Annotated in this window: 25 protein-coding genes and 2 pseudogenes; 16 read left to right on the top strand and 11 right to left on the bottom strand. The window is 61.0% G+C overall.

Features of this window, described 5'->3' with window-relative positions; all coding sequences use genetic code 11:
* Positions 1-10: 10 nt before the first annotated feature.
* From NKH98_RS00685 to NKH98_RS00670, 4 genes are all read right to left on the bottom strand, one after another.
* A complete protein-coding gene (locus tag NKH98_RS00685; protein ID WP_352475956.1) occupies positions 11-1,540 on the bottom strand; it encodes a type II and III secretion system protein family protein in 1,530 nt (509 codons plus the stop codon).
* Positions 1,537-2,352, bottom strand: a complete 816-nt coding sequence (cpaB, locus tag NKH98_RS00680) for a Flp pilus assembly protein CpaB (RefSeq protein WP_254816292.1) — start codon at positions 2,350-2,352, stop codon at positions 1,537-1,539. Before cpaB ends, NKH98_RS00685 begins: the two co-directional genes overlap by 4 nt.
* 188 nt (positions 2,353-2,540) lie before the next feature.
* On the bottom strand, positions 2,541-3,059 hold the full coding sequence (locus NKH98_RS00675) for an A24 family peptidase (RefSeq protein WP_352475958.1): 519 nt from the start codon (positions 3,057-3,059) through the stop codon (positions 2,541-2,543).
* Between the two features lie 152 nt (positions 3,060-3,211).
* The gene (locus tag NKH98_RS00670; RefSeq protein ID WP_352895900.1) at positions 3,212-3,385 is read right to left on the bottom strand and encodes a Flp family type IVb pilin; all 174 of its coding nucleotides are present in this window, start codon (positions 3,383-3,385) and stop codon (positions 3,212-3,214) included.
* Positions 3,386-3,711: 326 nt separating this feature from the next.
* On the opposite strand from NKH98_RS00670, the gene NKH98_RS00665 reads away from it, so the two are divergent.
* The 12 genes and pseudogenes from NKH98_RS00665 to NKH98_RS00610 all read left to right on the top strand — a co-directional run.
* Positions 3,712-4,134 (top strand): pilus assembly protein N-terminal domain-containing protein, encoded by a 423-nt coding sequence (locus tag NKH98_RS00665; protein ID WP_254816289.1) that lies wholly within the window; start codon positions 3,712-3,714, stop codon positions 4,132-4,134.
* Positions 4,135-4,286: 152 nt separating this feature from the next.
* Positions 4,287-4,847 carry a TadE/TadG family type IV pilus assembly protein gene (locus NKH98_RS00660; RefSeq protein WP_352751493.1) on the top strand — a complete coding sequence of 187 codons (561 nt, stop codon included), beginning with the start codon at positions 4,287-4,289 and terminating at the stop codon, positions 4,845-4,847.
* A 30-nt stretch (positions 4,848-4,877) separates the two neighbouring features.
* Entirely contained in the window at positions 4,878-5,498 is a 621-nt protein-coding gene (locus NKH98_RS00655; RefSeq protein WP_352751491.1) for a TadE/TadG family type IV pilus assembly protein, read from the top strand.
* A 388-nt stretch (positions 5,499-5,886) separates the two neighbouring features.
* On the top strand, positions 5,887-7,128 hold the full coding sequence (locus NKH98_RS00650) for a phosphopentomutase (protein WP_352895896.1): 1,242 nt from the start codon (positions 5,887-5,889) through the stop codon (positions 7,126-7,128).
* A complete protein-coding gene (gene mutM, locus NKH98_RS00645; RefSeq protein ID WP_352895893.1) occupies positions 7,121-8,011 on the top strand; it encodes a bifunctional DNA-formamidopyrimidine glycosylase/DNA-(apurinic or apyrimidinic site) lyase in 891 nt (296 codons plus the stop codon). Before NKH98_RS00650 ends, mutM begins: the two co-directional genes overlap by 8 nt.
* A 24-nt stretch (positions 8,012-8,035) precedes the next feature.
* Positions 8,036-8,809: an enoyl-CoA hydratase gene (locus tag NKH98_RS00640; protein WP_254816283.1), complete on the top strand. Its 774-nt coding sequence runs from the start codon at positions 8,036-8,038 to the stop codon at positions 8,807-8,809.
* Between the two features lie 159 nt (positions 8,810-8,968).
* Positions 8,969-9,235 (top strand): 30S ribosomal protein S20, encoded by a 267-nt coding sequence (gene rpsT, locus NKH98_RS00635; protein ID WP_023676922.1) that lies wholly within the window; start codon positions 8,969-8,971, stop codon positions 9,233-9,235.
* A gap of 839 nt (positions 9,236-10,074) precedes the next feature.
* Positions 10,075-11,622: a chromosomal replication initiator protein DnaA gene (gene dnaA, locus NKH98_RS00630; RefSeq protein ID WP_502894179.1), complete on the top strand. Its 1,548-nt coding sequence runs from the start codon at positions 10,075-10,077 to the stop codon at positions 11,620-11,622.
* Between the two features lie 199 nt (positions 11,623-11,821).
* The gene (gene dnaN / locus NKH98_RS00625) at positions 11,822-12,940 is read left to right on the top strand and encodes a DNA polymerase III subunit beta (RefSeq protein ID WP_352895890.1); all 1,119 of its coding nucleotides are present in this window, start codon (positions 11,822-11,824) and stop codon (positions 12,938-12,940) included.
* 26 nt (positions 12,941-12,966) lie between these two features.
* Positions 12,967-14,115 (top strand): DNA replication/repair protein RecF, encoded by a 1,149-nt coding sequence (recF, locus tag NKH98_RS00620; protein ID WP_352895887.1) that lies wholly within the window; start codon positions 12,967-12,969, stop codon positions 14,113-14,115.
* Positions 14,116-14,191: 76 nt separating this feature from the next.
* Positions 14,192-14,953 (top strand): molybdopterin-synthase adenylyltransferase MoeB, encoded by a 762-nt coding sequence (locus NKH98_RS00615; protein ID WP_352895884.1) that lies wholly within the window; start codon positions 14,192-14,194, stop codon positions 14,951-14,953.
* A pseudogene (locus tag NKH98_RS00610) lies at positions 14,950-15,432 on the top strand (GNAT family N-acetyltransferase); the annotation flags it as partial. The gene NKH98_RS00615 and the pseudogene NKH98_RS00610, both read left to right, overlap by 4 nt.
* A 71-nt stretch (positions 15,433-15,503) precedes the next feature.
* Here NKH98_RS00610 and NKH98_RS00605 read toward each other — a convergent pair.
* On the bottom strand, positions 15,504-16,505 hold the full coding sequence (locus NKH98_RS00605) for a 2-hydroxyacid dehydrogenase (RefSeq protein ID WP_352895881.1): 1,002 nt from the start codon (positions 16,503-16,505) through the stop codon (positions 15,504-15,506).
* Positions 16,506-16,660: 155 nt separating this feature from the next.
* Between NKH98_RS00605 and NKH98_RS00600 the strand changes: the two genes are divergently transcribed.
* Positions 16,661-17,218, top strand: a complete 558-nt coding sequence (locus NKH98_RS00600; RefSeq protein WP_023676915.1) for an SH3 domain-containing protein — start codon at positions 16,661-16,663, stop codon at positions 17,216-17,218.
* Positions 17,219-17,299: 81 nt separating this feature from the next.
* Here the strand turns inward: NKH98_RS00600 and NKH98_RS00595 are convergent.
* Both NKH98_RS00595 and irrA read right to left on the bottom strand, forming a co-directional pair.
* Positions 17,300-17,658 (bottom strand): annotated as a pseudogene (locus NKH98_RS00595) (DUF4260 domain-containing protein).
* A 10-nt stretch (positions 17,659-17,668) separates the two neighbouring features.
* Positions 17,669-18,100, bottom strand: a complete 432-nt coding sequence (irrA, locus tag NKH98_RS00590) for an iron response transcriptional regulator IrrA (RefSeq protein ID WP_023676913.1) — start codon at positions 18,098-18,100, stop codon at positions 17,669-17,671.
* A gap of 240 nt (positions 18,101-18,340) precedes the next feature.
* Between irrA and fabA the strand changes: the two genes are divergently transcribed.
* The 3 genes from fabA to fabI all read left to right on the top strand — a co-directional run bounded on the left by fabA (position 18,341) and on the right by fabI (position 21,030).
* Positions 18,341-18,859, top strand: a complete 519-nt coding sequence (gene fabA / locus NKH98_RS00585; protein WP_352506149.1) for a 3-hydroxyacyl-[acyl-carrier-protein] dehydratase FabA — start codon at positions 18,341-18,343, stop codon at positions 18,857-18,859.
* Between the two features lie 124 nt (positions 18,860-18,983).
* Entirely contained in the window at positions 18,984-20,204 is a 1,221-nt protein-coding gene (gene fabB / locus NKH98_RS00580; protein ID WP_352475968.1) for a beta-ketoacyl-ACP synthase I, read from the top strand.
* 13 nt (positions 20,205-20,217) lie between these two features.
* A complete protein-coding gene (gene fabI, locus NKH98_RS00575) occupies positions 20,218-21,030 on the top strand; it encodes an enoyl-ACP reductase FabI (RefSeq protein ID WP_352475969.1) in 813 nt (270 codons plus the stop codon).
* A gap of 36 nt (positions 21,031-21,066) precedes the next feature.
* Here fabI and NKH98_RS00570 read toward each other — a convergent pair whose 3' ends face one another.
* The 4 genes from NKH98_RS00570 to corA form a co-directional block, all read right to left on the bottom strand.
* Entirely contained in the window at positions 21,067-22,080 is a 1,014-nt protein-coding gene (locus NKH98_RS00570; RefSeq protein WP_352895878.1) for a class I SAM-dependent methyltransferase, read from the bottom strand.
* An 88-nt stretch (positions 22,081-22,168) separates the two neighbouring features.
* Complete coding sequence (gene pnp / locus NKH98_RS00565) at positions 22,169-24,316, bottom strand: polyribonucleotide nucleotidyltransferase (protein WP_352895875.1); 2,148 nt, start codon at positions 24,314-24,316, stop codon at positions 22,169-22,171.
* 408 nt (positions 24,317-24,724) lie between these two features.
* Positions 24,725-25,036, bottom strand: a complete 312-nt coding sequence (gene rpsO, locus NKH98_RS00560; RefSeq protein WP_280940423.1) for a 30S ribosomal protein S15 — start codon at positions 25,034-25,036, stop codon at positions 24,725-24,727.
* A 140-nt stretch (positions 25,037-25,176) separates the two neighbouring features.
* Positions 25,177-26,271, bottom strand: coding sequence for a magnesium/cobalt transporter CorA (gene corA / locus NKH98_RS00555; RefSeq protein WP_254816272.1), 1,095 nt, complete (start codon positions 26,269-26,271; stop codon positions 25,177-25,179).
* Between the last annotated feature and the right edge of the window lie 102 nt (positions 26,272-26,373).

The following is a 26,373-nucleotide window of genomic DNA, read 5'->3' as shown; positions in this document are numbered from 1 at the left end:
ACTTCCCCGCTTACTTGTAGATAAAGCCGACAACGCCGTGATAGCGGCCGTTGGGCTTGTCGGTCTGCATGGTGCCGTAGACGCGGTTGACGCGGCCAAGGAACATGCCGGCGCCATCGCTGGCTGCGTTGAAATTGTCATCCGGCTTGGCAAGATCGTTGCGCGCCACCGGCTTCACCAGATAGGGCGTGATGATGATGACGAGTTCGGTCTCGTTGCGGACGAAATCCCTGCTGCGGAACAGCGTGCCTAGCACCGGTATTTTGGTCAGGCCGGGCAGCCCGGCAACCGCCTGCCTGATGTCGTCGCGGACAAGGCCCGCGATCATCATGGAACCGCCGGAGGGCAATTCCACCGTGGTGTCGGCCAGGCGTTTGCGGATCGACAGCAAAGTGGTGCCGGGTAAGTCGCCGGCTCCTTCCAGGACTGCGGCGCCTTCGGTCGTAGGTTCCGAAACCGACGTCCTCACTTTCAGGCTGATGCGGCCCGCCGAGAGCACGACCGGCTGGAATTCGAGCCCAATTCCATATTCAAGGCGTTCGTGCTCGTAGGTAATCTGGCCAGTTTGATTGTCGTTTGAAACGTTGCTTGTTCGGCCGGTGATGATATTGAATTCGCCGCCGACCTTGAAGGTCGCCTTCTCGCCGGAAACGGCGGTGAGAGTCGGCTCGGCCAGCGTCTTCATGACACCGCTTTGCTCCATGGCGTTTATGTACGCTTGAAGAGTTGAGCTGCCGATCGCCGCCCCCGAATATTGCGACAGTGGCTTTCCCAATCCGTATGCAGGCGTGGTGAGAGCGCTCCAACTGATGCCGTTGCTGCTGCCGTTGCCGACCATGTTGACGCCGAGCTGCTTCATCACCGTGCGGCTGACCTCGGCAACCGTCACCTTCAGCGTCACCTGGTCGTCGCCGATAATCTGCAGCAGGTTGACGATCTGGCTGACGCGGCGCTCGGCATCCGGGTTGTCGATGGCGACGCCGGCTTCGGCCGAACCGCCGGCAGCGGTCTGCGAATATTGACCCGTGGTAGCCTCGCCGCCGGACACGAAGATGTTTGCCAGATCAGCCGCGCGCTTGGCGTCAAGAGGAGTGTCGACGGTTCCGGTCAGAACGACGTTGTCGTTCAGCAACTCGACCTTGACCTCCGATGACGGGATGAAGCGCTTGATATAGTCCTCCAGCCCGGCAACATCGCGTTCGACCGCCAGGTCAAGGCTGACGATCTGCTCGCCATTCGGGCCAAAGACGAAGATGTTGGTCTCGCCGACCGCCTTTCCGAACAGATAGATGCGGCGGGCGGTGCGGGTCACTGCGTCGGCTACAGCGGGGTTGGCGACGAGAATATCATAGGCATCGCTCGGCAGGTCGATGACCACCGATTTATTAAGTCCGAGTTTGACCCGCTGGGTGGCGGTCGAAGCCGTGACCCTGGCATTGCCCGCCGCACTGGCATCGAGGATGCCATATGCATTCGTTCCAAGGAGAAACAGGCCGATCGCCACAGCCAGGGTGAGCGGCAGTTTGGTTTTTAGCCTCATTTCCTTGCCCCCACCTCGGAAACTTCGCCCGACTTGATCAACCGTACGGTGCCGCGCCGACCATTGCCGGAAACCAGGTAGTCGGCCTCGCCCACATTCTTGTCCTGGCTGTCCTTGATCGAGCGCAGCGCCAGTGTCAGGCGATCCGCCATCTGCTGTGCGACGGTGATGATCTCGGACTGCTGCGGCGTCAGCTCCAGGGTGGCGGTCTGGCCGACTCTGGTCTTCTTGCCTTCCTCATCCTCCTGAATGGTCTGGTCGATCGCCAGGACACGAATGTTCTTGAGGATAGTTTCGGTCGTGAAGCCCGGACCACCGCCATTGGCGGCATCGGTTCTGCGGGTCATGATGACGTCGACGAAATCGTTCGGAAGAATGAAGCCACCGGCCGAGGTGTCGGCCGAAATGCTTGTGGCGACAGCCCGCATGCCGGAGGGCAGGATCGACGACATGAAGCTTTGCCCTTCACCGATCAGCTTCGAGCGGCGCAGCGGCTCGCCGGCATAGAGCGCCACGCGGGCGACGGCGCCCTTCAGCTTGTCCAGCGCTTCAGGCTCGGCAGCGCGGGTGATGAAATTTGCGTTTATGCCGGCGGACGGCCATGACTCCCAGGAAATGTTGTTTTCAAGCGGACTGCCCATCGGAACGTCGCCGGAAAGAACAAGCACATCCTGCAGCGCGATCGCCGGCGCCTGAGGACCGGAATCGACAACCGGAGGCGGCGGAGCCACAACCATGTTCTTCGCGACATAACCTGCACCGCCGGCCGCGGCTATCGCCACGCCTAGAATAATTAGTCGGGATGCTGGCATCTGTCCGAACCTCGCCTTGGCAAACCACTAGCCAAGCCGGACTTTGCAGCGGCAATCGTCAAAACAAGGTTAATGTTATACTTACGATCGTGATTAATTTAAGGTTTACATAAATTAGAGCGACAACTCTGGCCCGAAGGAAAACGTGGCCAATTCGCCTGCTCGGCGCCAACGGCGGAAAGCGAAATTCAGCCCGCCAGCCTGGTAAGCGCCCAGGCCATCAACGGTGAGTCGGAATAGGTGAGCAGACCGCCAATGCCAAGCGCAATGCCGTACGGAACGCCGGTCGCCTCATCGGCGAAATGGCGCAGGAACCGATTGTGGCTTGTGACGGCGGCAAGCAGCGATTTTCGATAGGCGAGAATGGCAAGGGTCAGCAGACCGCCGATGAATGTCGAGGTGACGAGATACTCGACGAGATGGATGTTCAGTCCCATCCATACGGCAGTGGCGGCCAGGAGCTTGGCGTCGCCGCCGCCCATGCCGCCAAGCGCGAACAGGCCGAATGTCACTACAAGAACCAGGCCGCCGGCGGCGAAGTGCCCGCCATAAGTGGCCCAGTCCATGCCGGTCAAGGGCGCAACCAAGGCAAAGACAACGACGAGCAGCACAGGCACGCGATTGGCGATCGTCATCGACAGCATGTCGGAGATCGCGGCAAAAAGCATGCAGAATGGAAAGACGACGAAGATCACGGCTTCAAGCATGGGCGTGGCGCCTGTGGTCAAACTGTACCTGGTCCCAGCCTAGGTATGTTCGATTAACGATTAATGAGGTCTAAAGTTCAAAATCACGCGTAGGACTAAATAAGGGCCGCCAGTGCGGCGGCCCTTATTGGGAAGCAACGGAATGTTGTTGTTTAATTCGAAGCGTTGACCTTGGTGGCAATCTTGTCAAACTTGGCGTTCAGCGCGGTGCCGAGCGAGGTGGCGCCGACCATGATGGCGAGCGCGATGAGAGCGGCGATCAGACCGTATTCGATAGCGGTCGCGCCGGATTCGTCCTTCACAAAACGTGCGATGAGGTTAGACATTTGAGCTCCTACTCCAATTGTTACAGCACTTCCGTCAACTTCTCTTGGTGGCTGATCGGATACTGCGAATCTAAGGAGAAGCTGTTTCAATCGGCTTAATAAACAGGCTTACCGATTCCTTTCCCGCTTCGATGGCATTGCGTGGTTAACCCAGAACTAAAATACCCGCCGCTAGGACCCCGGGCCGACAAAAGGCGCAATTCGGCAAAGATGTTCCAGCCGTGCCGGCTAGGCCCAATGCCGGTTCCGGTGAACTCCAGCCGCTTAACGGTTGGTTCACCAATCTCGTTCATGTTCCGTTGAGCAGTTTGCCAGGGGGCGCCTCAATGGCCGGGCCGAGATCATCATTTCCAGTTGCCGTGCTTTGTGCCGCAGCGGCTTTCGCCTTTCCAGCCAAGGCCGGCGCCGGCATCGAGGTGACGATGAACCAGGCAAAGATCATCAAATTGTCGCGCGCCGCCGATACGATTGTCGTCGGCAATCCGGCGATCGCCGACGCCTCCGTGCAGGATGCATCGACGATCGTACTGACCGGCAAGGGATTTGGCGTCACCAATCTTGTCGTCCTCGATCAGGAGGGCAACCCGATCGTCGATGAGCAAATAACCGTCGTGCGCCAGGCGGCGGCGTCGGTGCGCATCTATCGACGCGCCGAAGTGCAGACGATGTCCTGCGCGCCATATTGCGAAAGCTCGTATAAGAGCGATGCCGAGAAGGCCTCTGAAGCCGAGATGAGCGCCGGGCATTAGCTAGCCGACGTCTCCGTCTTTGGCGAGAACGTGCTTCGGTTATGGCCGGGTTAAGGCCTTCCCGTTGAATTTAACGGTCATTCCAACCGGACTTCAATCGGTTCCGACTAAGGGTAGGACCGATACAGAAGCGGCATCGGCGGGCAGAGGACATGAGCAAGGCTGGACGAGCAGGTTCTCCAAGACGGTTTTTGGGCGACCGCCGCGGAAGCACGGCAATCGAATTCGCCATGCTTGCAATTCCTTTCGCGCTTCTTGTATTCGCCATCCTGGAGAGCTGCATTTCATTTGCCGCACAGGAAGTGATGGCAAACGCCACAGACGACATCGCGCGCCAGTTGCGTACCGGCCAGCTAAGACCGGCCGATGTGTCCGGCACCAAGCTGCGGGATATGATCTGCACCAAATTGGAGATCATGGTCGCCAAGACCTGTCCCGGATTGCTGGTGGACTTGCGCGAATACCCGACCTTCGCCGATGCGGCGCTGGCCGGTTTCAAGATCCAGGATGGCGACGTCGTGCTGACCAAGGGCACGAGCACACAGACCTTCACGGTCGCACCGGGCCCGGCGGAGTCGAGAAACATGCTGCGGGTTTTTTACAAATGGCCGGTGATGACCGACTTCATGGCCAAATCGATGGCCAATCTGAAGGACGGCAAAACGCTGCATTTCGCCTCGATCACTTGGCAGAACGAGCCTTTCGAAAACTGAACCACCTAGTCGCTTGAAAAGGGCAAAGCCATGATTCGTGCGGTGGCACAGTTGGGCATCGCAGGGATTTGTACAAGAACAGTCCGGCTTTGCTCGGACCGCCGCGGTATTGCGGCCGTCGAGTTTGCCCTCATCGTGCCTGTCCTGTTGATCATGTACTTTATGACAATGGAGGCCTCGCAAGCCATCGAGACCAGCAAGAAGGTCAGCCGCATCGGCAGCATGGTAGCGGACCTCGTCACACAGCAGCAGACCATCAAGGCGGCCGATGTCGATGCTATCATGGCGATCGGCAGTTCCACGCTCCAGCCCTACAACCGCTCGAAACCGAAGATCATTATCACGGCGATACAGGTGACGAACGAGACGACGCCGAAAGTCCTGGTCGTGTGGTCGCGCAAACTGGTGGATGGCGTCTCTAGTCTCGACGCTGTCAAGGATTCCACCACAACGGTCCCGAGCGCGCTCAAGATCAAAGGCACTTTCCTCATTCGGGTCGAGAGCGATCTCGCCTACAAGCCAATTATCACCTGGTCGGCGGACGGCCAAAGCCGGTTCGGGTTGAGCTCGGTCTTCAATTCGATATCGATGGCGGAAACTTATTATCTGCGGCCGCGCAGGAGCCCGACCATTCCGTGCAGCGATTGCTGACGCCTGAAGCCCGCTAACCGGTCTGTTGCTATTGCTTGCAACCGCGGGCCGAGACTACACGCACGATGGCTGCAGCCGGCACATCGTCCCTCGGACCGGCAACGGTTCGGCGACGATACCGATACGGAACGTTCCGATAACATAGCGCCATCGGCGCGCGCCAGGTTTGCGCAAGACCCCTCCAGCAGCAAAGCCAGTACGGCGGCGAATGCTGTCATGGCAAGCCTCATGCGAGCTCCGCGCCGCGCATTTCCATCCGCAGATCGACCATGCCGCGATTCGTCTCTCCGGGACCAGCATGCCAACCGTGCTGTTTGGGTTTCCGAATTGCCAATGGCGGCGCGGAACCCTATGTCTGAGCCCACACACAGGAATGATGAACCTTTCGATGGCACGCGCCTTCCTTTTTGTCCTCGACTCCTTCGGCATCGGCGGCGCGGCCGACGCCGAACGCTATGGCGACACCGGCTCCAATACGTTCGCACACATCGCGCGGGCCTGCGCGGAAGGCCGCGCCGATCGCGAAGGCCTGCGTGACGGGCCCCTTCTTGTACCAAACATGCTTGCGCTCGGCCTCGGCCAGGCGGCGGCAACGGCGACGGGTTTCAGGTTCGAGAATGCCGGCAGTGCGCCGCTTGCCGCCGCCTTTCACGGCGCGGCCCAAGAGGTTTCGAGCGGCAAGGACACGCCATCGGGCCATTGGGAAATAGCCGGCCTGCCGGTCCGTTTCGACTGGGGTTACTTCCCGGACGCGATTCCCGCCTTTCCGGCCGAGTTGACCGAAGCAATGGTGCGTGAAGGGAAGGTGCCTGGCATCCTCGGCAATTGCCATGCTCCGGGCACCGAGATTATCGAACGGTTCGGCGATGACCATATCCGCACCGGCAAGCCGATCTGCTACACCTCGATCGACTCCGTCCTGCAGATCGCCGCGCATGAGGTTCATTTCGGCCTGGAACGGCTTTACGAGTTCTGCAAGGTGGTGCGCAGGCTCGTCGATCCGCTGAATATCGGCCGCGTCATAGCACGGCCGTTCATCGGTGAAACCGCCGCCACGTTCGAGCGAACGCATAATCGTCGCGACTATGCCGTACCGCCGCCGGAACCGACGCTGCTCGACCGTCTGACGGCGCGCGGCAGCCGGGTTATCGCGGTCGGCAAGATCGGCGACATTTTCGCCCACCGGGGCATCTCGGAAGTCCGCAAGGCTGCCGGCAACATGGCGATGTTCGACAAAGCGCTTGGCGCCATGGAAGACGCCCGCGACGGCGACCTCGTCTTCGCGAACTTTGTCGATTTCGACACCGAGTTCGGGCATCGGCGCAACGTTGCGGGGTATGCCGCCGCGCTCGAGGCGTTCGACCGGCGCCTGCCCGAGGCATTCGCACGGCTGAGGTCAGGCGATCTGCTCATTTTGACCGCCGATCACGGCAACGATCCGACGTGGCGCGGCACAGACCACACGCGCGAGCGGATTCCGGTTATCGGGACACGGCCGGGTTTCAAAGGCGCAGACATCGGACTGAGGATGACATTTGCCGACATCGGCGAAACCGTGGCCGAACATCTCGGGCTGGCGCGCGGCCCTTACGGCACCTCCTTCCATGCGATGATAGGCGGCCATGCCTGAGCTGCCGGAGGTAGAGACGGTCAGGCGCGGTCTGCAGCCGGCCCTTGAAGGTGCCCGCATTGTCGGTGTCGAGGCACGCCGGCCGGATTTGCGGTTTCCGTTCCCCGTGAAATTTTCGGAGCGGCTGACCGGCAAGACGATTGCGGCGCTCGGCCGCCGTGCCAAATATCTGACAATGCACATGGACAACGGCCCGGTTCTGATCTGCCATCTCGGCATGTCGGGTTCGTTTCGCATCGAAACGGCCGACGAGAGCGCAACGCCCGGCACGTTCCACCACGAACGTTCGAAAAACACTGCTCACGATCACGTCGTCTTCGACATCGCATCCCCTGCCGGCGTCCGCTCTCGCGTGATCTTCAACGACCCGCGCCGCTTCGGGTTCATGCTGTTTTCGGAAGGCGAGCCCGACATGCATCCGATGCTGGCCGGATTAGGCGTCGAGCCTACAGGCAACGCACTGGACGGCACGCTGCTCGCTTCGTTGCTGAAAGGTCGCAAGTCACCGCTGAAAGCGGCACTTCTGGACCAGAGGCTAATTGCCGGGCTAGGCAATATCTACGTCTCGGAAGCGCTTTGGCGGGCCGGCCTGTCGCCGCTGCGCGAAGCGGACACCCTCGCGAGAGCCGGCAAGAAAGCCAAAGAGCAGAGCGAACGCCTGGCCGAAGCTATCCGCTCGGTCGTCGCCGATGCGATCGCCGCCGGCGGCTCGTCGTTGCGCGACTATATGCAGACCGATGGATCGCTGGGCTACTTCCAGCATTCCTTCGCGGTTTACGATCGCGAGGGCGAAGCCTGCTCCAAGCCTGGTTGTGGCGGCCACATCGAGCGTATCGTGCAAAGCGGTCGTTCGACTTTCCACTGCCGGGCCTGTCAGGCTTAAACCAGAAGCGAGGAGGAGCAAAGCATGGGCTATGAAACCATCATCGTCGAAACCCGCGGCAAGGTCGGGCTGATTACGCTGAACCGGCCGCAGGCGCTCAACGCGCTGAATTCACAAGTGCTGGCGGAACTGGTCGCCTCGGTGAACAGCATGGGCGCCAATGCCGACATTGGCGCCATGGTCATCACTGGTTCGGAGAAGGCTTTCGCGGCAGGTGCCGATATCAAGGAAATGCAGTCGATCTCCTACGTGGATGCTTATGTGCAGGATTTCTTCGTCGGCTGGGAAGAATTTACGCGGGCACGAAAGCCGATCATCGCGGCGGTGGCGGGCTATGCGCTGGGGGGCGGCTGCGAACTGGCGATGATGTGCGACTTCATCATCGCCGCCGACACCGCCAAGTTTGGCCAACCCGAGATCACGCTGGGCGTCATGCCCGGCATGGGCGGATCGCAGCGCCTGACCCGCTTTGTCGGCAAGTCGAAGGCGATGGATATGTGCCTGACGGGGCGAATGATGGACGCAGCCGAGGCCGAGCGTTCCGGCCTTGTCTCGCGCGTCGTGCCAGCCGGCGAGTTGATCGAGGAAGCGCTTAAGGCAGCAGCGAAGATCGCCGATTTTTCCTTGCCGTCGGTGATGATGGCGAAGGAGGCCGTCAACCGCGCCTATGAGACGACGCTCACCGAGGGTCTACGGTTCGAGCGCCGGCTGTTTCATTCGCTGTTTGCGCTGGATGACCAGAAGGAAGGCATGGCGGCCTTCACCGGCAAGCGGAAGCCGAATTTCACGAACCGATGAGATGACGAGGGCACCGGTCAAAAAGAAAACACTGCAGCGTTGACGTGCCGGAAAAGCTGAACTATAAGCCGCACCAACCGAGGCGGCCTGTGGCTGCCCGTTTGTTTTTTGCGCCCCGCGGTATCCCGCAAGCGCCCACCAGATCAGAAGAGAGGCACCATGGCCAATACCTCCTCGGCCAAAAAGGCAACGCGCAAGATCGCCCGTCGCGCAGCGATCAACAAGAACCGCCGCTCCCGCGTCCGAACCTACATCCGCCAGGTCGAAGAGGCGCTCGCGGCTGGCGACAAGGCGGCCGCACAGGCTGCCTTCAAGGTGGCCGAGCCGGAACTGATGCGCGCCGCCACCAAGGGCGTGGTGCACAAGAACACGGCATCGCGCAAGGTGTCGCGGTTGGCCCAACGGGTCAAGGTGCTGTCAGCCTGATATATCCATTCCTGAACTGCGCTACTTCAAACCCGGCCAATCGCGCCGGGTTTTTTCGTTTGCCGGCAAGTACTTAAAAGAAAGCCCGCAAAATGGCGCTCCGCGAGCATTTCAAAGTTCGAAATGCTTTGCCGGCATATACATGCCCGCTCATATTCGGAACCACCGAAACCGCCAATACGAAAATTTCCGAGCGTCACGGATTACCGTTTCCTTTCAGAAGCTTACCGATGGTGATCCACAGCTTGTTCACATCAGCTGCGGCCGATAGGCGACAATTGGCTGTCAAGTGAATTATTTCAGAAAATTTCGCGTTGTGTGGCCTTTTTCATATTCGCCGGAAAAGGGTTTGAATCACAATGGCTTTGTCAAAATCAACTATTGCAGCATGGCGTTCGAAACGTCCCTTGCTAGTCAGATTCCTTAAAAATCCGTTAGGGGTGGCCTTGCCCTATCCACAGCGATTTCGGTAATGTCTGTCGATCGAAGGGATGGGCCCTTGGCCCTTGACCAGCCTGAAACCGGCCAGCTCAAATTGGCAGAGTTTACAGCGCGGATTCAACTCCGCGGACGGGGTTGGTTTGTCTTTTCGATACGGTAGGGGACTGGCGTAATTGTACATGGCAGGTCGACGGTGCGCCGGCGGTTTTTCGCCGGACGGCATTTTGTTGCCCTGACATGACCAAAGCGGATCGGCGCTTCGGCGCCGGACCGACAACGAGGCGATTCATCAGCCGGCGGCGGCGATGGTGTCGCAGCGAAGACACGGTCGCCGGAAACATGGATGCAGGAGGCGCATCCCCGGCGGAAAACAGGTACAAGAGACAAGGAACTCGATCATGCAGAGCGGCGGCATCGAAAGGGAGCTTACAGGCGACCTCCCATTTCCTGGAACGTTAGTCGGAAGGAACGACATGGCGGCTTCCAATGAAGCTGAACAGAAGTTCGATCGGGTCAAGGCCCAGTTGAAGGCGCGTCTGGGAACCGAGGTCTATTCGAGCTGGTTCGGGCGCATGAAGGTCGCTGAATCCTCTAAGGGCATTGTCCGCATCTCAGTGCCAACCGCATTCCTGCGTTCATGGATCAACGGCCACTATCTCGATCTCATCACCGAGTTGTGGAAGCACGAGGATCCGGAGATCCTCAAGATCGAGATCGTGGTTCGTACTGCCACACGGCAGGGCCGCAACAGCGTCGAGCCAGAAGTTGCGCCGGCGCGCAAGATGACCAGGCAGACGCAAACCGCGCTCTCTGCCGGCACGGCGAGCCCCAGCAGGGTCGAACGGGTCCCGGCACCCCGCCCGGGGATGCCGGCAGAAACCGAGTTCCGGCACAATGTTCTCGGTTCGCCGCTCGATCCACGCTACACTTTCACCTCCTTCATCGAAGGACCATCGAACCGAGTGGCATTTGCCGCCGCCAAGGCGGTCGCGGAATCGCAGTCGAGCGCGGTGCGTTTCAATCCGCTCTTTCTTCACGCGACGGTCGGGCTGGGCAAAACGCATCTGTTGCAGGCGATCGCCGCAGAATCGCTGAAGCAGAATCCGAAATCGCGGGTCGTCTATCTTACGGCTGAGTATTTCATGTGGAGGTTCGCCACCGCGATCCGCGACAACAACGCACTGACGCTGAAAGAACAGCTGCGCGACATCGACCTCCTCATCATCGACGACATGCAGTTCCTGCAGGGCAAGTCGATCCAGCACGAATTCTGCCATTTGATCAACATGCTGCTCGACAGCGCCAAGCAAGTGGTGGTCGCTGCCGACCGGCCGCCGTCGGAATTGGAGTCGCTGGAGCCTCGCGTCCGCTCGCGCCTCAACGGCGGCGTCGCGCTGGAAATGTCAGCCCCGGATTTCGCCATGCGCATCGGTATGCTCAAGCTCAGGCTTGCCACCGCCAAGCTCGACGATGCGTCGCTCGATATTTCCGAAGAGATCCTCAACCACGTCGCCCGCACGGTGACCGGCAGCGGGCGCGAGCTCGAAGGTGCCTTCAACCAGCTTTTGTTTCGCCAATCCTTCGAACCGCAGATTACCATCGACCGCATCGATGAGATCCTTGGCCACATCTATCGTTCGGGCGAACCCAAGCGGGTGCGTATCGAGGACATCCAGCGCATCGTCGCGCGCCACTATAACGTGTCGAAGACCGAACTGCTGTCCAACCGGCGCACACGCACCATCGTCAAGCCACGGCAGGTCGCTATGTATCTGTCGAAGGTGTTGACGCCGCGCTCGCTCCCGGAGATCGGGCGGCGGTTCGGCGGCCGCGACCATACGACCGTGCTGCATGCGGTGCGCAAAATCGAGGATCTTTCCGGTGCCGACAACACACTGGCGCAGGAACTCGAATTGCTGAGAAGGCTGATCAACGACCAGGCCTGATGGCCCGAAAAACGCCGGCTCGCGAACTTCGGCCTTTTTATCCCCAGAAAGCCCGCGCAGCCGGTCCGAACCGGTGGCGCGGGCTTGCGTTTGCCGGGTTTTTCCTGTCAGTTTACGCAGATTCTGAGCCTGTTCAGACCTTTCGCGGGGCGCCGCTTGCCGGAGACCCGTTCATTCATTCAAGCGAGCCTGTTTCGTCATGCGTGTTATCCTGGAACGGTCAAATCTCCTGAAGTCTCTCAACCATGTTCACCGCGTGGTCGAGCGGCGCAACACCATTCCGATCCTGTCGAACGTGCTGCTCAGCGCCGAGGGGGCCAGCCTTGAAATGAAGGCGACCGACCTCGACCTGGAGGTGACCGAAGCGACGCCGGCAAAGGTCGAACGCGGCGGGGCGACAACGGTCCCGGCGCATCTGCTCTACGACATCGTGCGCAAGCTTGCCGACGGCGCGGAGGTGGCGCTGAAGACCGACGAAGACGGCACCGCCATGACGGTGACGTCGGGGCGCTCGAGCTTCCGCCTGCAGTGTCTGCCGCAGTCCGACTTTCCCGAACTTTCAGCCGGGTCGTTCTCGCATATTTTCCGGCTCGATTCCGTCGGACTAAAGGGCCTCATCGAAAAGACCCAGTTTGCCATCTCGACCGAGGAGACGCGCTATTATCTGAACGGCATTTATCTGCACACGCACGAGACCGGCGGCAAGCTGAAGCTGCGCTCTGTCGCGACCGACGGCCACCGGCTGGCGCGCGCCGAGATCGATGCGCCGGCAGGCTCTGAGGGTATGCCTGGCGTCATCATCCCGCGAAAGACGGTCAGCGAGTTGCAAAAGCTGGTCGACGATCCCGATGTTGCAGTCACCACCGAGTTGTCCGACACCAAGATCCGTTTCACCATCGGCAGCGTTATCTTGACCTCCAAGCTGATCGACGGCACTTTCCCGGACTACCAGCGCGTCATTCCGACCGGCAACGACAAGAAGCTGATTATCGATCGCCAGAGTTTCGCCGCTGCCGTCGATCGCGTTTCGACCATTTCGTCCGAACGCGGCCGGGCGGTGAAGCTTTCGATCGCCGAAGGACAGGTCACGCTTGCGGTCAACAACCCGGATTCGGGCAGTGCCACCGAGGAACTGGCGGCCGACTATTCGTCTGATCCGATCGAGATCGGCTTCAACGCCAAATACCTGCTCGACGTTGCCGCGCAACTGACCGGCACCGAGGCGAAGTTCATGCTGGCGGATGCCGGTTCCCCGACGCTGATCCACGACATGGCCGACGAGACCGCGCTCTACGTGCTGATGCCGATGCGGGTGTAGGGCCCGAACAGGGCCATCTTGCTGTCGTGACCAAATCTGCAAAACCGCAGCAGACCTACATAAGTAAGCTCACACTTACGAATTTCCGCAACTATGCGGCGTTGGCAATCGACCTTGATCCCGGCGCCGTGGTTTTCTCCGGCGACAATGGCGCCGGAAAAACCAATCTGCTTGAAGCGATCTCGCTGCTCACGCCTGGCCGCGGCCTGCGCCGCGCACCCTATGCCGAGGTGGCGCGCGAAGGCGGCGACGGTGGCTTTGCGCTGCATGCCCGGCTTGACGGGCCGGAAGGCCAGGTCGAGATCGGTACCGGAATAGCGGGCAGCGACGGCGAAGGCGGCCGGCGAGTGCGGATCAACGGCGCGGCGGCACGCTCGGCCGAAGACATGCTGGAATGGCTGCGCGTGGTCTGGTTGACACCGGCTATGGACGGCCTGTTCCCCGGGCCGGCGGCCGATCGTCGGCGCTTCCTCGATCGGCTGGTGCTTGCGATCGATCCCGGCCACGGCCAGCGCGCGCTTGACTACGAAAAGGCAATGCGCGGCCGCAACAGGCTGCTCGCCGACGGTTCGCGCGACAGTGCGTGGTTCGATGCGATCGAGATGCAAATGGCCGAGACCGGCGTGGCAATTGCCGCTGCGCGTGCCGAACTGGTGCGCCTGCTCGCCGCCATGATCGACCGGCTGCCCGGCGACGGACCGTTTCCGCAAGCCGACATCGGCATCTCGGGCGAACTGGAAGGCGAAATCGGTATTTTACCGGCCGTCGACGTAGAGGAACGGTTCCGTCGCGCGCTTGCCCAGGGGCGCGACCGCGACCGCACCGCCGGGCGCACGCTCGACGGCCCGCACCGTACCGACCTCGTGGTGCGCCACCGGCCCAAAGCGATGCCAGCCGAGCTCTGTTCGACCGGCGAGCAGAAGGCGCTGCTGGTCGGCATCGTCTTTTCGCATGCGCGGCTAACCGGCGAAATATCGGGCATGACGCCGATCCTGCTGCTCGACGAGATTGCCGCCCATCTCGACGGCGGTAGACGGGCGGCCTTGTTCTCGATCCTGGAGGAACTGAACTGCCAGGCTTTCATGACCGGGACCGACGCCGCGTTGTTTGACAGCCTCAAGGGACGAGCGCAGTTCCTGACCGTGGATCACGGTAAGGTCAGGCCGACCATTTGACCTTCGGCCATGGCGCATTTCCGAGCGGCACGTATTGATGCCTGACAAGTTTTTTCCTCCGTTGTAAGGTCCGGGGATGATCGCAGCCGCCCTTACCGACGAAGAGCTCGAACGCTACGCCCGCCACATAGTGCTGCCCGAAATCGGCGGCGCCGGCCAGCAGCGGCTAAAGCGGGCGCGGGTGCTGGTCATCGGCGCCGGCGGATTGGGTGCGCCGGTGCTCGAATATCTCGCCGCTGCGGGCGTTGGCGCGCTCGGTATCGTCGATGACGACAGCGTCTCCCTTTCCAACCTGCAACGACAAGTGATTCACGGCACGGACATGGTCGGCATGGCAAAAACCGACAGTGCCAAGGCTGCGATCACCCGCATCAATCCAAACGTCGTCGTGGAAGCGCACAATTTCAGGCTGACCGCAGACACCGCCCCTGCTCTCATCGCCCGTTATGACATCGTCGTTGACGGCTCCGACAATTTCGAAACACGCTACGCAGTGGCCGACGCCTGCGCCGCCGAAAGCCGGCCGCTCGTGCATGCCGCCGTTGGCCGCTTCGACGGCTCGGTCACCGTACTGAAGCCTTTCGAGACCGGCCCGGACGGCAAGTCGAACCCAAGCTACCGCGATCTTTTTCCCGAAGCACCGCCGCCGGGACTGGTGCCGTCCTGCGCGGTGGCCGGCATTGTCGGCGCGCTGACCGGGGTCATCGGCACGCTGCAAGCAATGGAAGCGATCAAGCTGATCACCGGGATCGGGGAGCCGCTGGTCGGGCGACTGCTGCTCTACGATGCGCTGGCCGCACGCTTCGACACGATCCGCTACAAGCGAACCAGCCCGTGAGCCAGCCTGCCGAGGTCTTCATTGTGCAGCTTGCGGCCGATTTTAACCGTTGGGACGAGGTCCTGGCTCTGATCATGCGCGCCTTCGCCTTCATGGACGGGGTTATTGACCCGCCGTCCTCGGCGCATCAGCTCACCGTCGAAAATCTCAGGGCTAGAGCGCTGGAGGAGACAGCATTCCTGGCGCTGAAGGAAAACGAGATCGTCGGTTGCGTCTTCGTCCTGAAGCGCGCACACGACTTCTATATTGGAAAGCTCGCGGTCGAGCCGGTTCTTCAGGGACAAGGCATTGGAAAACAGCTGCTGCAGGCCGTCGAAGATCTTGCCCGCAGCCACAACAGGACCGCCATAGAGCTCCAGACCCGGATCGAGCTGACCGGAAATCACGCAGCCTTTGCCCGCCTCGGTTTTCGTGAAACCGAACGGACGGCGCACAAGGGCTACGACCGGCCGACCTCAATCACCATGCGCAAGATGCTTCCCGTAGGCAAACGCTATCCAAAGACGAACGCGCGGTTGCCGCGGCAAGACCATGCCGGCGCGATGGCAGGTCACGCCCTCAGCGGCAGCACGCGGTCGGGCGGGCGATGACCGTCGAAGAAGGCGCGGATGTTGATGATTACCTTCTCGCCCATGTCGATACGGCCTTCGAGGGTCGCCGAGCCCATATGCGGCAACAGCACGACCTTGCCTTTGTGGGCAAGTTTCAGCAGCTTGCTGTTCAGCGCCGGCTCGTGCTCGTAGACGTCGAGGCCGGCGCCGGCGATCTTGCCGTCATGGATGAGCTTGACCAGCGATTCCTCATCGATGATATCGCCGCGCGCGGTGTTGACTATGTAAGCTGACGGTTGCAGAAGCGCCAGCCGCCGCGCCGAAAGCAGGTGGAAGGTTGCCGGTGTCGATGGGCAATTGACCGAGATAATGTCCATGCGGGCGAGCATCTGGTCGAGGCTTTCCCAATATGTCGCTTCCAACTCGTCCTCGATTGCCGGAAGCACGCGGTGGCGGTTGTGGTAGTGGATCGAGAGGCCAAAGGCCTTGGCGCGCCTGGCGACGGCGGTGCCGATGCGACCCATGCCGACAATGCCGAGCCGTTTGCCCCAGATGCGCCGGCCGAGCATCCAAGTCGGCGACCAGCCCGCCCATTTCTTGTCGCCGGTCAGCACGTTGGCGCCTTCGGCCAGCCGCCGCGGCACGGCCAGCATTAGCGCCATGGTCATGTCGGCCGTATCTTCGGTCAACACGTTCGGCGTGTTGGTGACGGAGATGCCTTTCTTGGCCGCTGCGGCAACATCGATCTTGTCAACGCCATTGCCAAAATTGGCGATCAGCTTGAGGTTGTCGCCAGCCTGGGCAATCAGCGCCGCATCGATATTGTCGGTCACGGTCGGCACCAGCACGTCGGCCTCCTTGACCGCCGCCACCAATTCCGGCTGCGTCATCGGCCTGTCCTCGACATTCAAGCGGGCGTCGAACAACTCGCGCATGCGGGTCTCGACCGGGTCGGGCAATTTGCGCGTGATGATGACGAGGGGCTTCTTTTTGCCTGCCATTGTTTCCTCGAACCCGATCTCGTTGAGACCTCTTTAACCAAGAACGGCGAAACTGAGAGCCGATCGCGGTACCGGTCATTCATGTAACAAGCGGTTCCGCCGAAGACAAAGAAAAAGGGGCGAAGGCGGATGGGCCGGCGCCGAAAGGAACGAAAGTGTCTGGTTTCGCGTCGCTCCGCCTGACCCTCAGTGCAGCATTCCTCGGCGCTCTCATCCATAGCCCACTGGTGATGGCGCAAAGTGCCGCGGCACCCGCCCAGAGCGTCACGCTCGGACCAAGCGGCTTGCCGCTGCCGCGCTTCGTCAGCCTGAAATCCGGCCGCGTCAACTCGCGCGTTGGGCCGGGCGTCAATTATTCCGTCGACTGGATGTATATGAAGCCAGGCCTGCCGATGGAGATCATCCAGGAGTTCGATACGTGGCGCCGTGTGCGCGATGCCGACGGCTCGGAAGGCTGGATCAATCAGTCGCTGCTTTCGGGCCGCCGCACGGCGATCGTCGCCCCCTGGCAGCGCGGCAAGGACGCTCGCGTCAACCTCCTAGACGATCCGGCAAAAGATGCTGGCGTCATCGCGATCCTCGAACCGGGGGTGATGGGCACGATCAAGTCCTGCGATGGCCAGTGGTGCGAAATGACCTTCGACGGTCATACCGGCTGGCTCGCGCAGTCGCTCGTCTGGGGTGCCTATCCCGGCGAAAAGGTCAAGAACTGACGTTTCTGGACCGCAGGTCGGGCCAGCACGGCAAGCACCGGATCCGGCACTTGTTTCGCTGATCTTCGGTTCGGGGATAGTTTAGCGGCCGATGCGGCCGAGATGGGTATCCTGGAAGCTGCTCGACAGCTTCAAGCCTATCCCAGAGCGCGATCAACGGCGATGTGGGCGATCCAGATCAGCGCAACAGCCATCGCCATTGCCTTGTCAAAGACGTTGCCGACAAGCGCCAGCAGAACGGGCAAGATCATTATGTGCAAGGCGTTGTAGGCGACGGCCCCGACGCGCGGCCCGGCCATGTAGCCCAGCATCGACAGGTCGGGCGCCAGAATGAGCACGGCAAATAACCACCAGGAAACACCAGCGATCGCATAGAAAACAAGAGTCGCCACCGCGACTGCGACCCATTCGAGCCGGAGGGTCAAATCCAGGAATTTCATAAGGCGCCGGTCAGTCGCAGCGTTTCGGACGCAGTCTCACCACGATATCGACATTGGCGATCTCCATGCCTTCCGGCGGTTCCGGCAGGTTGGAAACCGTCACCGGGCCGCTGTCGATATCGAAGATCCTGTTTTCGCCCTCGATATAGAAATGATGGTGATCGGAGGTGTTGGTGTCGAAATAAGTCTTCGATCCCTCGACGGCAAGGATGCGCAGAAGACCGGCCTGGGTAAACTGGTGCAGAGCATTGTAGACGGTGGCCAGAGACACCGGCACGCCGGCGGCAAGCGCCTCCTCGTGCAGTTCCTCGGCCGAAAGATGGCGGTCGCCCTTGGCGAAAAGGAGATCGGCCAGCGCGATGCGCTGGCGTGTCGGCCTCAGACCGGCCTCGCGAACCCGCTTGTCCACAGCGACATTATCCTTCCGGCAACCCAGATCCATCTATCCGTCGCGCTCACAGTTCCGCCTCAGACACGTCCAAAATGGCAGAAATTGAGCATCTGCCGAAACTGGACGTGTCCTGACATATATTCTGTCGACCGAATGCGATCAATAGCCCGCATTGACCCGGGCAGACGGGCAGGTTAAGCGCAAACGCCGGTTTCCGGCCTGAAACAGATTGTGTTAGGAAACCACCGACAAGGGCGCCTTTCGCCCGGGACGATCACGGGGACGAGATTGATGGCGGGTTCGAAATCCAGCTACGGTTACGAGGAATTGCTTGCCTGCGCCCGCGGCGAGCTGTTCGGACCGGGAAATGCGCAGCTGCCCTATCCGCCGATGCTGATGTTCGACCGCATCACCGAGATCAGCGAAACCGGCGGTGCGTTCGACAAGGGTTTCATCCGCGCGGAGTTCGATATCAAGCCGGATTTGTGGTTTTTCGCCTGCCATTTCATCGGCAATCCGATCATGCCGGGATGCCTGGGCCTGGACGCCATGTGGCAGTTGACGGGGTTCTATCTCGGATGGCTCGGTGAACCCGGCAAGGGGATGGCACTGTCGACCGGTGAGGTGAGGTTCAAAGGCATGGTCACGCCAACGGTCAAGAAGGTGGAGTATGGCGTCGACTTCAAGCGGGTGATGCGCGGTCGGCTTGTGCTTGGTATCGCCGATGGCTGGCTGAAGGCAGATGGCGAGCCCATATATGCGGCAACGGATCTGAAGGTCGGTCTTTCCAAGCAATCGGCCGCCGTCTGAACGAAGACCCTACAGTGCCACGCCTTGGACGTCCAAAGGACGCTGTAGCACTTTAATTTTGCGCATGGTTCCGTTCCGGAAATCGATTTCAGGTTTCGGAGGTCCGCGCTGGAAGGAGTTGCGAATGAGACGGGTCGTAGTCACAGGTCTCGGCATCGTGTCGTCGATAGGCAATAATGCCAACGAGGTGCAGACCTCGCTGCACGATGCCAGATCCGGCATCAGCTTCTCCGATTCTTTCGCCGAGCATGGCTTCCGTTGCCGGGTGTGGGGTGCGCCGACGCTGGATCCATCGGGCATGATCGACCGTCGCGCCATGCGCTTCCTGTCGCAGGGTGCTGCCTGGAACCATGTCGCGATGGACCAGGCGATCGCAGATGCCGGCCTCGACGAGACCGACATCACCAACGAGCGCACCGGCATCGTGATGGGCTCCGGCGGACCGTCGACCCGTGCAATCGTCGAGGCGGCCGAGACCACGATCAAAAACGGCAGCCCCAAGCGGATCGGCCCGTTCGCGGTGCCAAAAGCGATGTCGTCGACCGCGTCGGCGACGCTTGCCACCTGGTTCAAGATCCACGGCGTCAACTATTCCATCTCATCGGCCTGCTCGACGTCTGCGCATTGCATCGGCAATGGCTACGAGCTGATCCAGTGGGGCAAGCAGGACATCGTCTTCGCCGGCGGCCATGAGGATCTCGACTGGACAATGTCGGATCTTTTCGATGCCATGGGCGCCATGTCGTCCAAGTTCAACGACAGGGCATCGGTCGCCTCACGCGCCTACGACGTCGATCGCGACGGATTCGTCATTGCCGGCGGCGCCGGCGTGCTGATTCTTGAAGAGCTCGAGCACGCAAAAGCGCGCGGCGCCAAGATCTATGCCGAGATCGTCGGCTATGGCGCCACATCGGACGGCTACGATATGGTGGCGCCATCGGGCGAAGGCGCGGCACGCTGCATGCGACAGGCAATGGCGACCGTCACTTCACCAGTCGACTACATCAATACGCACGGCACCTCGACGCCGGTCGGCGACTCCAAGGAAATGGGCGCCATCCGCGAGGTGTTCGGAGAGGAAATGCCTTTCATCACATCGACGAAATCGCTGACCGGCCATTCGCTAGGTGCGGCCGGCGTGCAGGAATCGATCTACTCGATCCTGATGATGCAAGGCGGCTTCATCGGCGAGAGCGCCCACATCGAGAACCTCGATCCGGAATTCGAAGGCATGCCGATCGTGCGCAAGCGCATCGACGACGCAAGGATCGACACTGTTTTGTCCAATTCGTTCGGTTTCGGTGGCACCAACGCTACGCTGATTTTCCAGCGCTATTCCGCATAAGGATTTGCCGACCATGGACGGATTGATGAACGGCAAGCGCGGGCTTGTCATGGGTGTCGCCAACGATCATTCCATTGCCTGGGGTATCGCCCGCAAACTGTCCGAACATGGCGCGGAACTCGCCTTCACCTATCAGGGCGACGCCTTCGGACGCCGGGTCAAGCCGCTCGCCGAGAAGCTGGGCGCATCGCTGGTGGTGCCTTGCGACGTCGAGGACAGCGCGTCGGTCGCCGCCACCTTCGAGACCTTGGGCAAGGCGTGGGGCGGGCTGGACTTCATCGTTCACGCCATCGGCTTTTCCGACAAGAACGAGCTGAAAGGCCTCTACGCCGACACCAGCCGCGACAATTTCATCCGCACCATGGTGATCTCCTGCTATTCCTTCACCGAGGTCGCCCGCCACGCCGCCACGTTGATGAAGGACGGCGGCTCGATGATCACGCTGACTTATGCGGGTTCGGTTCGCGTCATGCCGAACTACAACGTCATGGGTGTTGCCAAGGCCGGGCTGGAGGCCAGCGTGCGCTATCTAGCCAACGACTACGGCCCGCGCGGCATCAGGGTGAACGGCATATCGGCGGGACCGGTACGGACGCTTGCGGGCGCCGGGATTTCCGACGCACGCCACATGTTCTCCTACCAGCAGCGCAATTCGCCGCTACGCCGTACGGTGACGATCGACGAAGTCGGCGGCTCCGCGCTCTATTTGCTGTCCGACCTGTCCTCCGGCGTCACCGGCGAAATCCACTATGTCGATTCCGGCTATCACATCGTGTCCATGCCGACGCTTGACGAGTTGAAGCAGACTGACGCCGGACGGGAATAGCGCGAGTGACGTGTCGCCGGCTTGCGCCGCAGCGTTTCAGCGTCGCGCCGAGAAGACCTTAAACATGCCGTCACGGGCGAGCTCCGCATGGGTGGAGAAGGCGGCCGCCAGCACCGGTTCGTAGGGAAGCTGACGGTTTGCCACCATGAACAACCGGCCGCCCGGCTTCAGCGCTTTGCCTGCCGCGCGGATCATACCGGCACCGATTTCCGGCTCAGTCGCCCGGCTGCGGTGAAAGGGCGGGTTCATGACGACCACATCGTAGCGGCGCTCCACCGGTTCGCTCAAAAGATCTGTCCAGAAGAAACGTGGCTCCACGCCTGTGTTGCCGACATTGGTTTTGGCCGCCTCCAGCGCCTCGAAATCCGCTTCGTAAAGGTCAAGTGCCGATATGCCGGGTGAGCGGGCGGCGACCTCGGCAGCGACATAGCCCCAACCTGCACAGAAATCCGCAACACTGCCACGCAGATCGTTGGGCAGATTTTCGACCAGCAGCTTCGATCCCGCATCGATCTTGTCGAAGGAAAACATGCCTGGGGCCGTGCGGAAGTGGTCCTCGACCACCAAGTCCGGATTGGCGGCGCGAAGCGTTGCCGCGGCAACGGTATCGGTCGGCCGGCGAAACCAGAAGGCAATGCCGTGATGTTTCGGCAGGTGGCCTTCGAGCCGCACAAGGGCGCCGACATGCTTGCGCAGGCTGGCGATGCCATCGTCCTTGCCGCCGGCGACGACGATCAACCCGCCTGGTACCACGCGTTTGACCGCTTCGGCGACGCGCAACTCGTTTTGGCCGCGATGGCGGCCGGCGAGCACAAATGCCGTGTCGAAAGCCTCGCCTTCGACCTGCGGCGTGACAGTGAAGCCGGATGCCCGCAAGGCACGAAAATGCGGCCTGAAGCCTTGGACGAGATGAAGCTTGGCATCGAAGCCTTCGGGTAAGCGAAAGCCGGGCTCGGCACCGAGAAAGAGAATGCATTCATCCTTTCGAGGCAGGGACACAGCCCCTGCCTCGAATGGATGGAAAAGCGTCTTCAGCGGCTCGGCGGACATTCACCACTCTTGAACTGCAAGGCTGTTGTTGAATGCAAACGGGCGCGACCTTCCGGCGCGCCCGCTTCGATTGCATAGTTAGATCAGCTTAGGCGGCGTTTTCTTCGCCTTCGCTCTTTTTGTCGCGAGCGATTTCCTTGCCGGTGGCCTGGTCGACGACCTTCATCGACAGGCGGACCTTGCCGCGCTCGTCGAAGCCCATCAGCTTGACCCAGACCTTGTCGCCTTCCTTGACGACATCGGAGGTCTTGGCGACACGATCATTGGCGAGCTGCGAGATGTGGACGAGACCGTCACGTGGGCCGAAGAAGTTGACGAAAGCGCCGAAGTCGGCGGTCTTGACGACCGTGCCTTCGTAGATCTCACCGACTTCCGGCTCAGCGACGATGGTGTGTATCCACTTCTTCGCCGCCTCGATCTCCTTGGCGTTGGCCGAAGCGATCTTGACCGTGCCGTCATCCTCAATGTTGATCTTGGCACCGGTCTTTTCGACGATTTCGCGGATGACCTTGCCGCCCGAGCCGATCACATCGCGGATCTTGTCGGTCGGGATGTGCATGACCTCGATGCGCGGTGCGAACTCGCCGAGTTCGGCACGCGCGCCGGACAGCGCGTGGGCCATTTCGCCGAGAATGTGCTGACGGCCCTCCTTGGCCTGATCAAGCGCGATCTTCATGATCTCCTCGGTGATGCCCTCGATCTTGATGTCCATCTGCAGCGAGGTGATGCCGTAGGCGGTGCCGGCAACCTTGAAGTCCATGTCGCCGAGGTGGTCCTCGTCGCCAAGAATGTCGGAGAGCACGGCGAAGCGCTCGCCTTCCTTGATCAGGCCCATCGCAATGCCGGCGACCGGCTTGGCAAGCGGCACGCCCGCGTCCATCAGAGCCAGCGAGGTGCCGCAGACGGTAGCCATCGAGGACGACCCGTTGGACTCGGTGATCTCCGAAACGACGCGCAACGTATAGGGGAACTGGTCGGCGGTCGGCAGCATCGGCCGGATGGCGCGCCAGGCGAGCTTGCCGTGACCGATTTCGCGGCGGCCCGGCGAACCCATGCGGCCGGTTTCACCGACCGAATAGGGAGGGAAGTTGTAGTGCAGGAGGAACTTCTCCTTGTACATGCCGGTCAGCGAATCGACATACTGTTCGTCCTCGCCGGTGCCGAGCGTGGCGACGACCAGCGCCTGGGTCTCGCCACGGGTGAACAGCGCCGAGCCGTGCGTGCGCGGCAGGACGCCGACTTCCGAGACGATCTTGCGGACCGTCTTCAGGTCGCGGCCGTCGATGCGCGAGCCGGTGTCGAGGATGTTCCAGCGTACGACCTTGGCCTGGAGTTCCTTGAATACGGTGCCGATCTGTTCGGACGTGTATTTGGCCTCTTCGCCTTCTGCCGGCGCGAACGCGGCCTTGACCTTCGCCTTGACGGCGTCGACGGCGGCATAGCGCTTCTGCTTGTCGGTGATCCTGTAGGCGTCGCGAAGCTCGCCTTCGACGATCTTGAGCATCTCGGCTTCAAGTGTGGAATAGTCCGGCGCGGTGAAGTCGCGCGGGTCCTTGGCCGCGACTTCAGCCAGCTTGATGATCGCGTCGACCACCGGCTGGAAGCCCCTGTGGCCGAACATGACGGCGCCGAGCATAAGGTCCTCGCCGAGTTCCTTGGCTTCGGACTCGACCATCAGCACGGCGTCGGCGGTGCCGGCGACGACCAGGTCGAGCTTCGATTCCTGCATCTCGTCGACGTGCGGGTTGAGCACATATTCGCCGTTAATGTAGCCGACGCGGGCGCCGCCGACCGGGCCCATGAACGGCACGCCGGACAAGGTCAGGGCGGCGGAGGTGGCGACGATCGACAGGATGTCCGGATCATTTTCGAGATCGTGCTGGACGACAGTGACGACGATCTGGGTGTCGTTCTTGTAGCCTTCGGCGAAGAGCGGGCGGATCGGGCGGTCGATCAGGCGGGAAACCAGCGTTTCCTTCTCGCTCGGACGGCCTTCCCGCTTGAAATAGCCACCCGGGATCTTGCCTGCGGCGTAAGTCTTTTCCTGGTAGTTGACCGTCAGCGGGAAGAAATCGAGGCCGGGTTTCGGCTCCTTCATCGAGACGACGGTGGCGAGAACCTTGGTTTCGCCGTAGGTGGCCAGCACCGCGCCATCAGCCTGACGCGCGATCTTGCCGGTTTCGAGAATGAGCGGGCGGCCGCCCCATTCGATTTCCACTTTGTGGTAATTGAACATGTCTTGTCCTTCGTATGCGGAAAGGGCCGCGCCGTTTCAGCGTGCGCGGATGCCCCTTTCCCTTGGCTTCCTTTCTCGGGCAGCCACGGGCAAGACAACGGGAAGCTCGGCTATTCGGCGCGGTGCCGCACGAGCGTCCTGCAATCCTGCCCCATGACCGTCCATGGGCGGTTTCGAATGGCCCTCTGCTGTTTCGAAACCGGGTTGGCCAATCGATCCGACTGGCCTTGCGCGTGAACCCGAAAACCAGGTTTTCGGAAAGTATCCTGCGCAAATCTAAAACTTCAGAGCGTCCTTTGCGCAGCCAAACCGGTGCGCGGCGCTCTGCTTTCTTCATTGGAGCCTTGGATGATCCGATGCTCCAATGCGCGACCGGCGGGCTCTCGAAAGAACCCGCCGGTCAATTCGTCAACGGCGCAGACCGAGCTTCTCGATCAGCGTCTGATAGCGCGCGTCGTCCTTGCGCTTGAGATAATCAAGCAGGCTGCGGCGCTGGGAAACGAGAGCGAGCAGACCACGGCGGGAATGGTTATCCTTCTTGTGGTCCTTGAAATGATCGGTCAGGTTCTTGATGCGCTCGGAAAGGATGGCCACCTGAACTTCCGGAGACCCGGTATCGCCCTTGGCGGTTGCGAACTCGCCCATCAATTCCTTCTTGCGTTCGGCAGTAATCGACATCGTGTTTTTCCTTGTCTGTTTGAGGAAACGGGACGCCCTCAGCCGGGATGTCGTCCAGCAGGGGCCGGTGCAAGCAACGCGTCAAAGCGCGAAGCTGCGGCGCATATAGTGCAATTCCGACAAAAAGGCCAGCCTAATTCACAAGCCGGCTTTTCGCTGCATAAACGGGCACTTCCGCCTAGTCAGAGCCATTTCTTCCATTTGAAGTACGCAAAGAGCCCGACCGCAACAAGCGCCATGAAGGCGAGCGACAGGGGATAGCCGTAATAGGCCTTCAGCTCCGGCATATTCCAGGGCGAGGTGTCGGGGTCGAAATTCATGCCCCATACGCCGACGAGAAAGGTAAGCGGCATGAAGATCACCGAGACGATCGTCAGATAGCTGATGACGTCGTTGGTGCGCGCCTGGCTGAGCGACAAGTGCATCTCGATCAGGCCGGTCAGCATGTCGCGCTGGGTTTCGACCAGTTCGATCAATCGCAGCGAATGATCGAGCGTGTCGTTCAGGAATATCTTGGTTTCGGCCTTCACATAGGGCACGTCGTTGCGGATCATGGTCGCCAGCGCATCGCGCATCGGCCAAAGCACTCCCTTCAGCACATTGGCATCGCGCCGCAATTCGTGAAGCTGCCGCATCTGGTGCTTGTGCGCCTGGTGCAGCATCTGGTCCTCGATGCTATCGACCAATTCGCCAGCAGCCTCGATCGGCGGGAAATAGCTGTCGACGATGGCGTCGATCAAAGCATAGGCGAGATAGTCGGCGCCGCGCGAGCGCAAGCGGTTGGGCACCGAGCTTGCGATCCGCTTGCGCACGGGGTCGAATGGGTCGCCTTCGCGCTCCTGGAAGGTGACGACGAAGGTCTTGCCGAAGAAGACGGCGATCTGTTCGTAACGGTGCGCGGTGACGTCGTCGATCATCCTGACGACGACAAAGGCGTGGTCCTCGAAGAAATCCACCTTCGGCCGCTGACCGGTGTTGACGACGTCTTCCAGCGCCAGCGGATGCAGGTTGAAAATCCGGCCGATCTCCTCGATCAGCTGGATATTGGCGAGGCCTGTGCAGTCGAGCCAGATGACCGGCCAATTGTGGCAATGGGTGTTGACGTCGTCGATGCTGGCATTGTCGATCGTCTTGAACTTCTCGGGCGAGATCAACGTCAGCCTGAGCTCGGAGCGGCGCGCCGCCGGGTCGGCGATCAGCGTGCCCGGCGAAGCCCCGACCGGCGGCCTCCGTGTTTTGAGCGCCGCTCGTTTGTTGACCGTGTCAGCCTTTGCCATGTGCCCCCTCGAGTGCAGCGTCGAACGGCACTACAGCGCAGCGCATCCTTTCGGACGGCAAACGGCACCGTAGCCCCGTTGATTTAACGCATGATCGTTTCC

The organism is Mesorhizobium sp. M0833, from assembly GCF_040319905.1.
In the GTDB taxonomy this organism is placed as follows: domain Bacteria; phylum Pseudomonadota; class Alphaproteobacteria; order Rhizobiales; family Rhizobiaceae; genus Mesorhizobium.
This window is presented reverse-complemented; position numbering and strand designations above follow the sequence as displayed.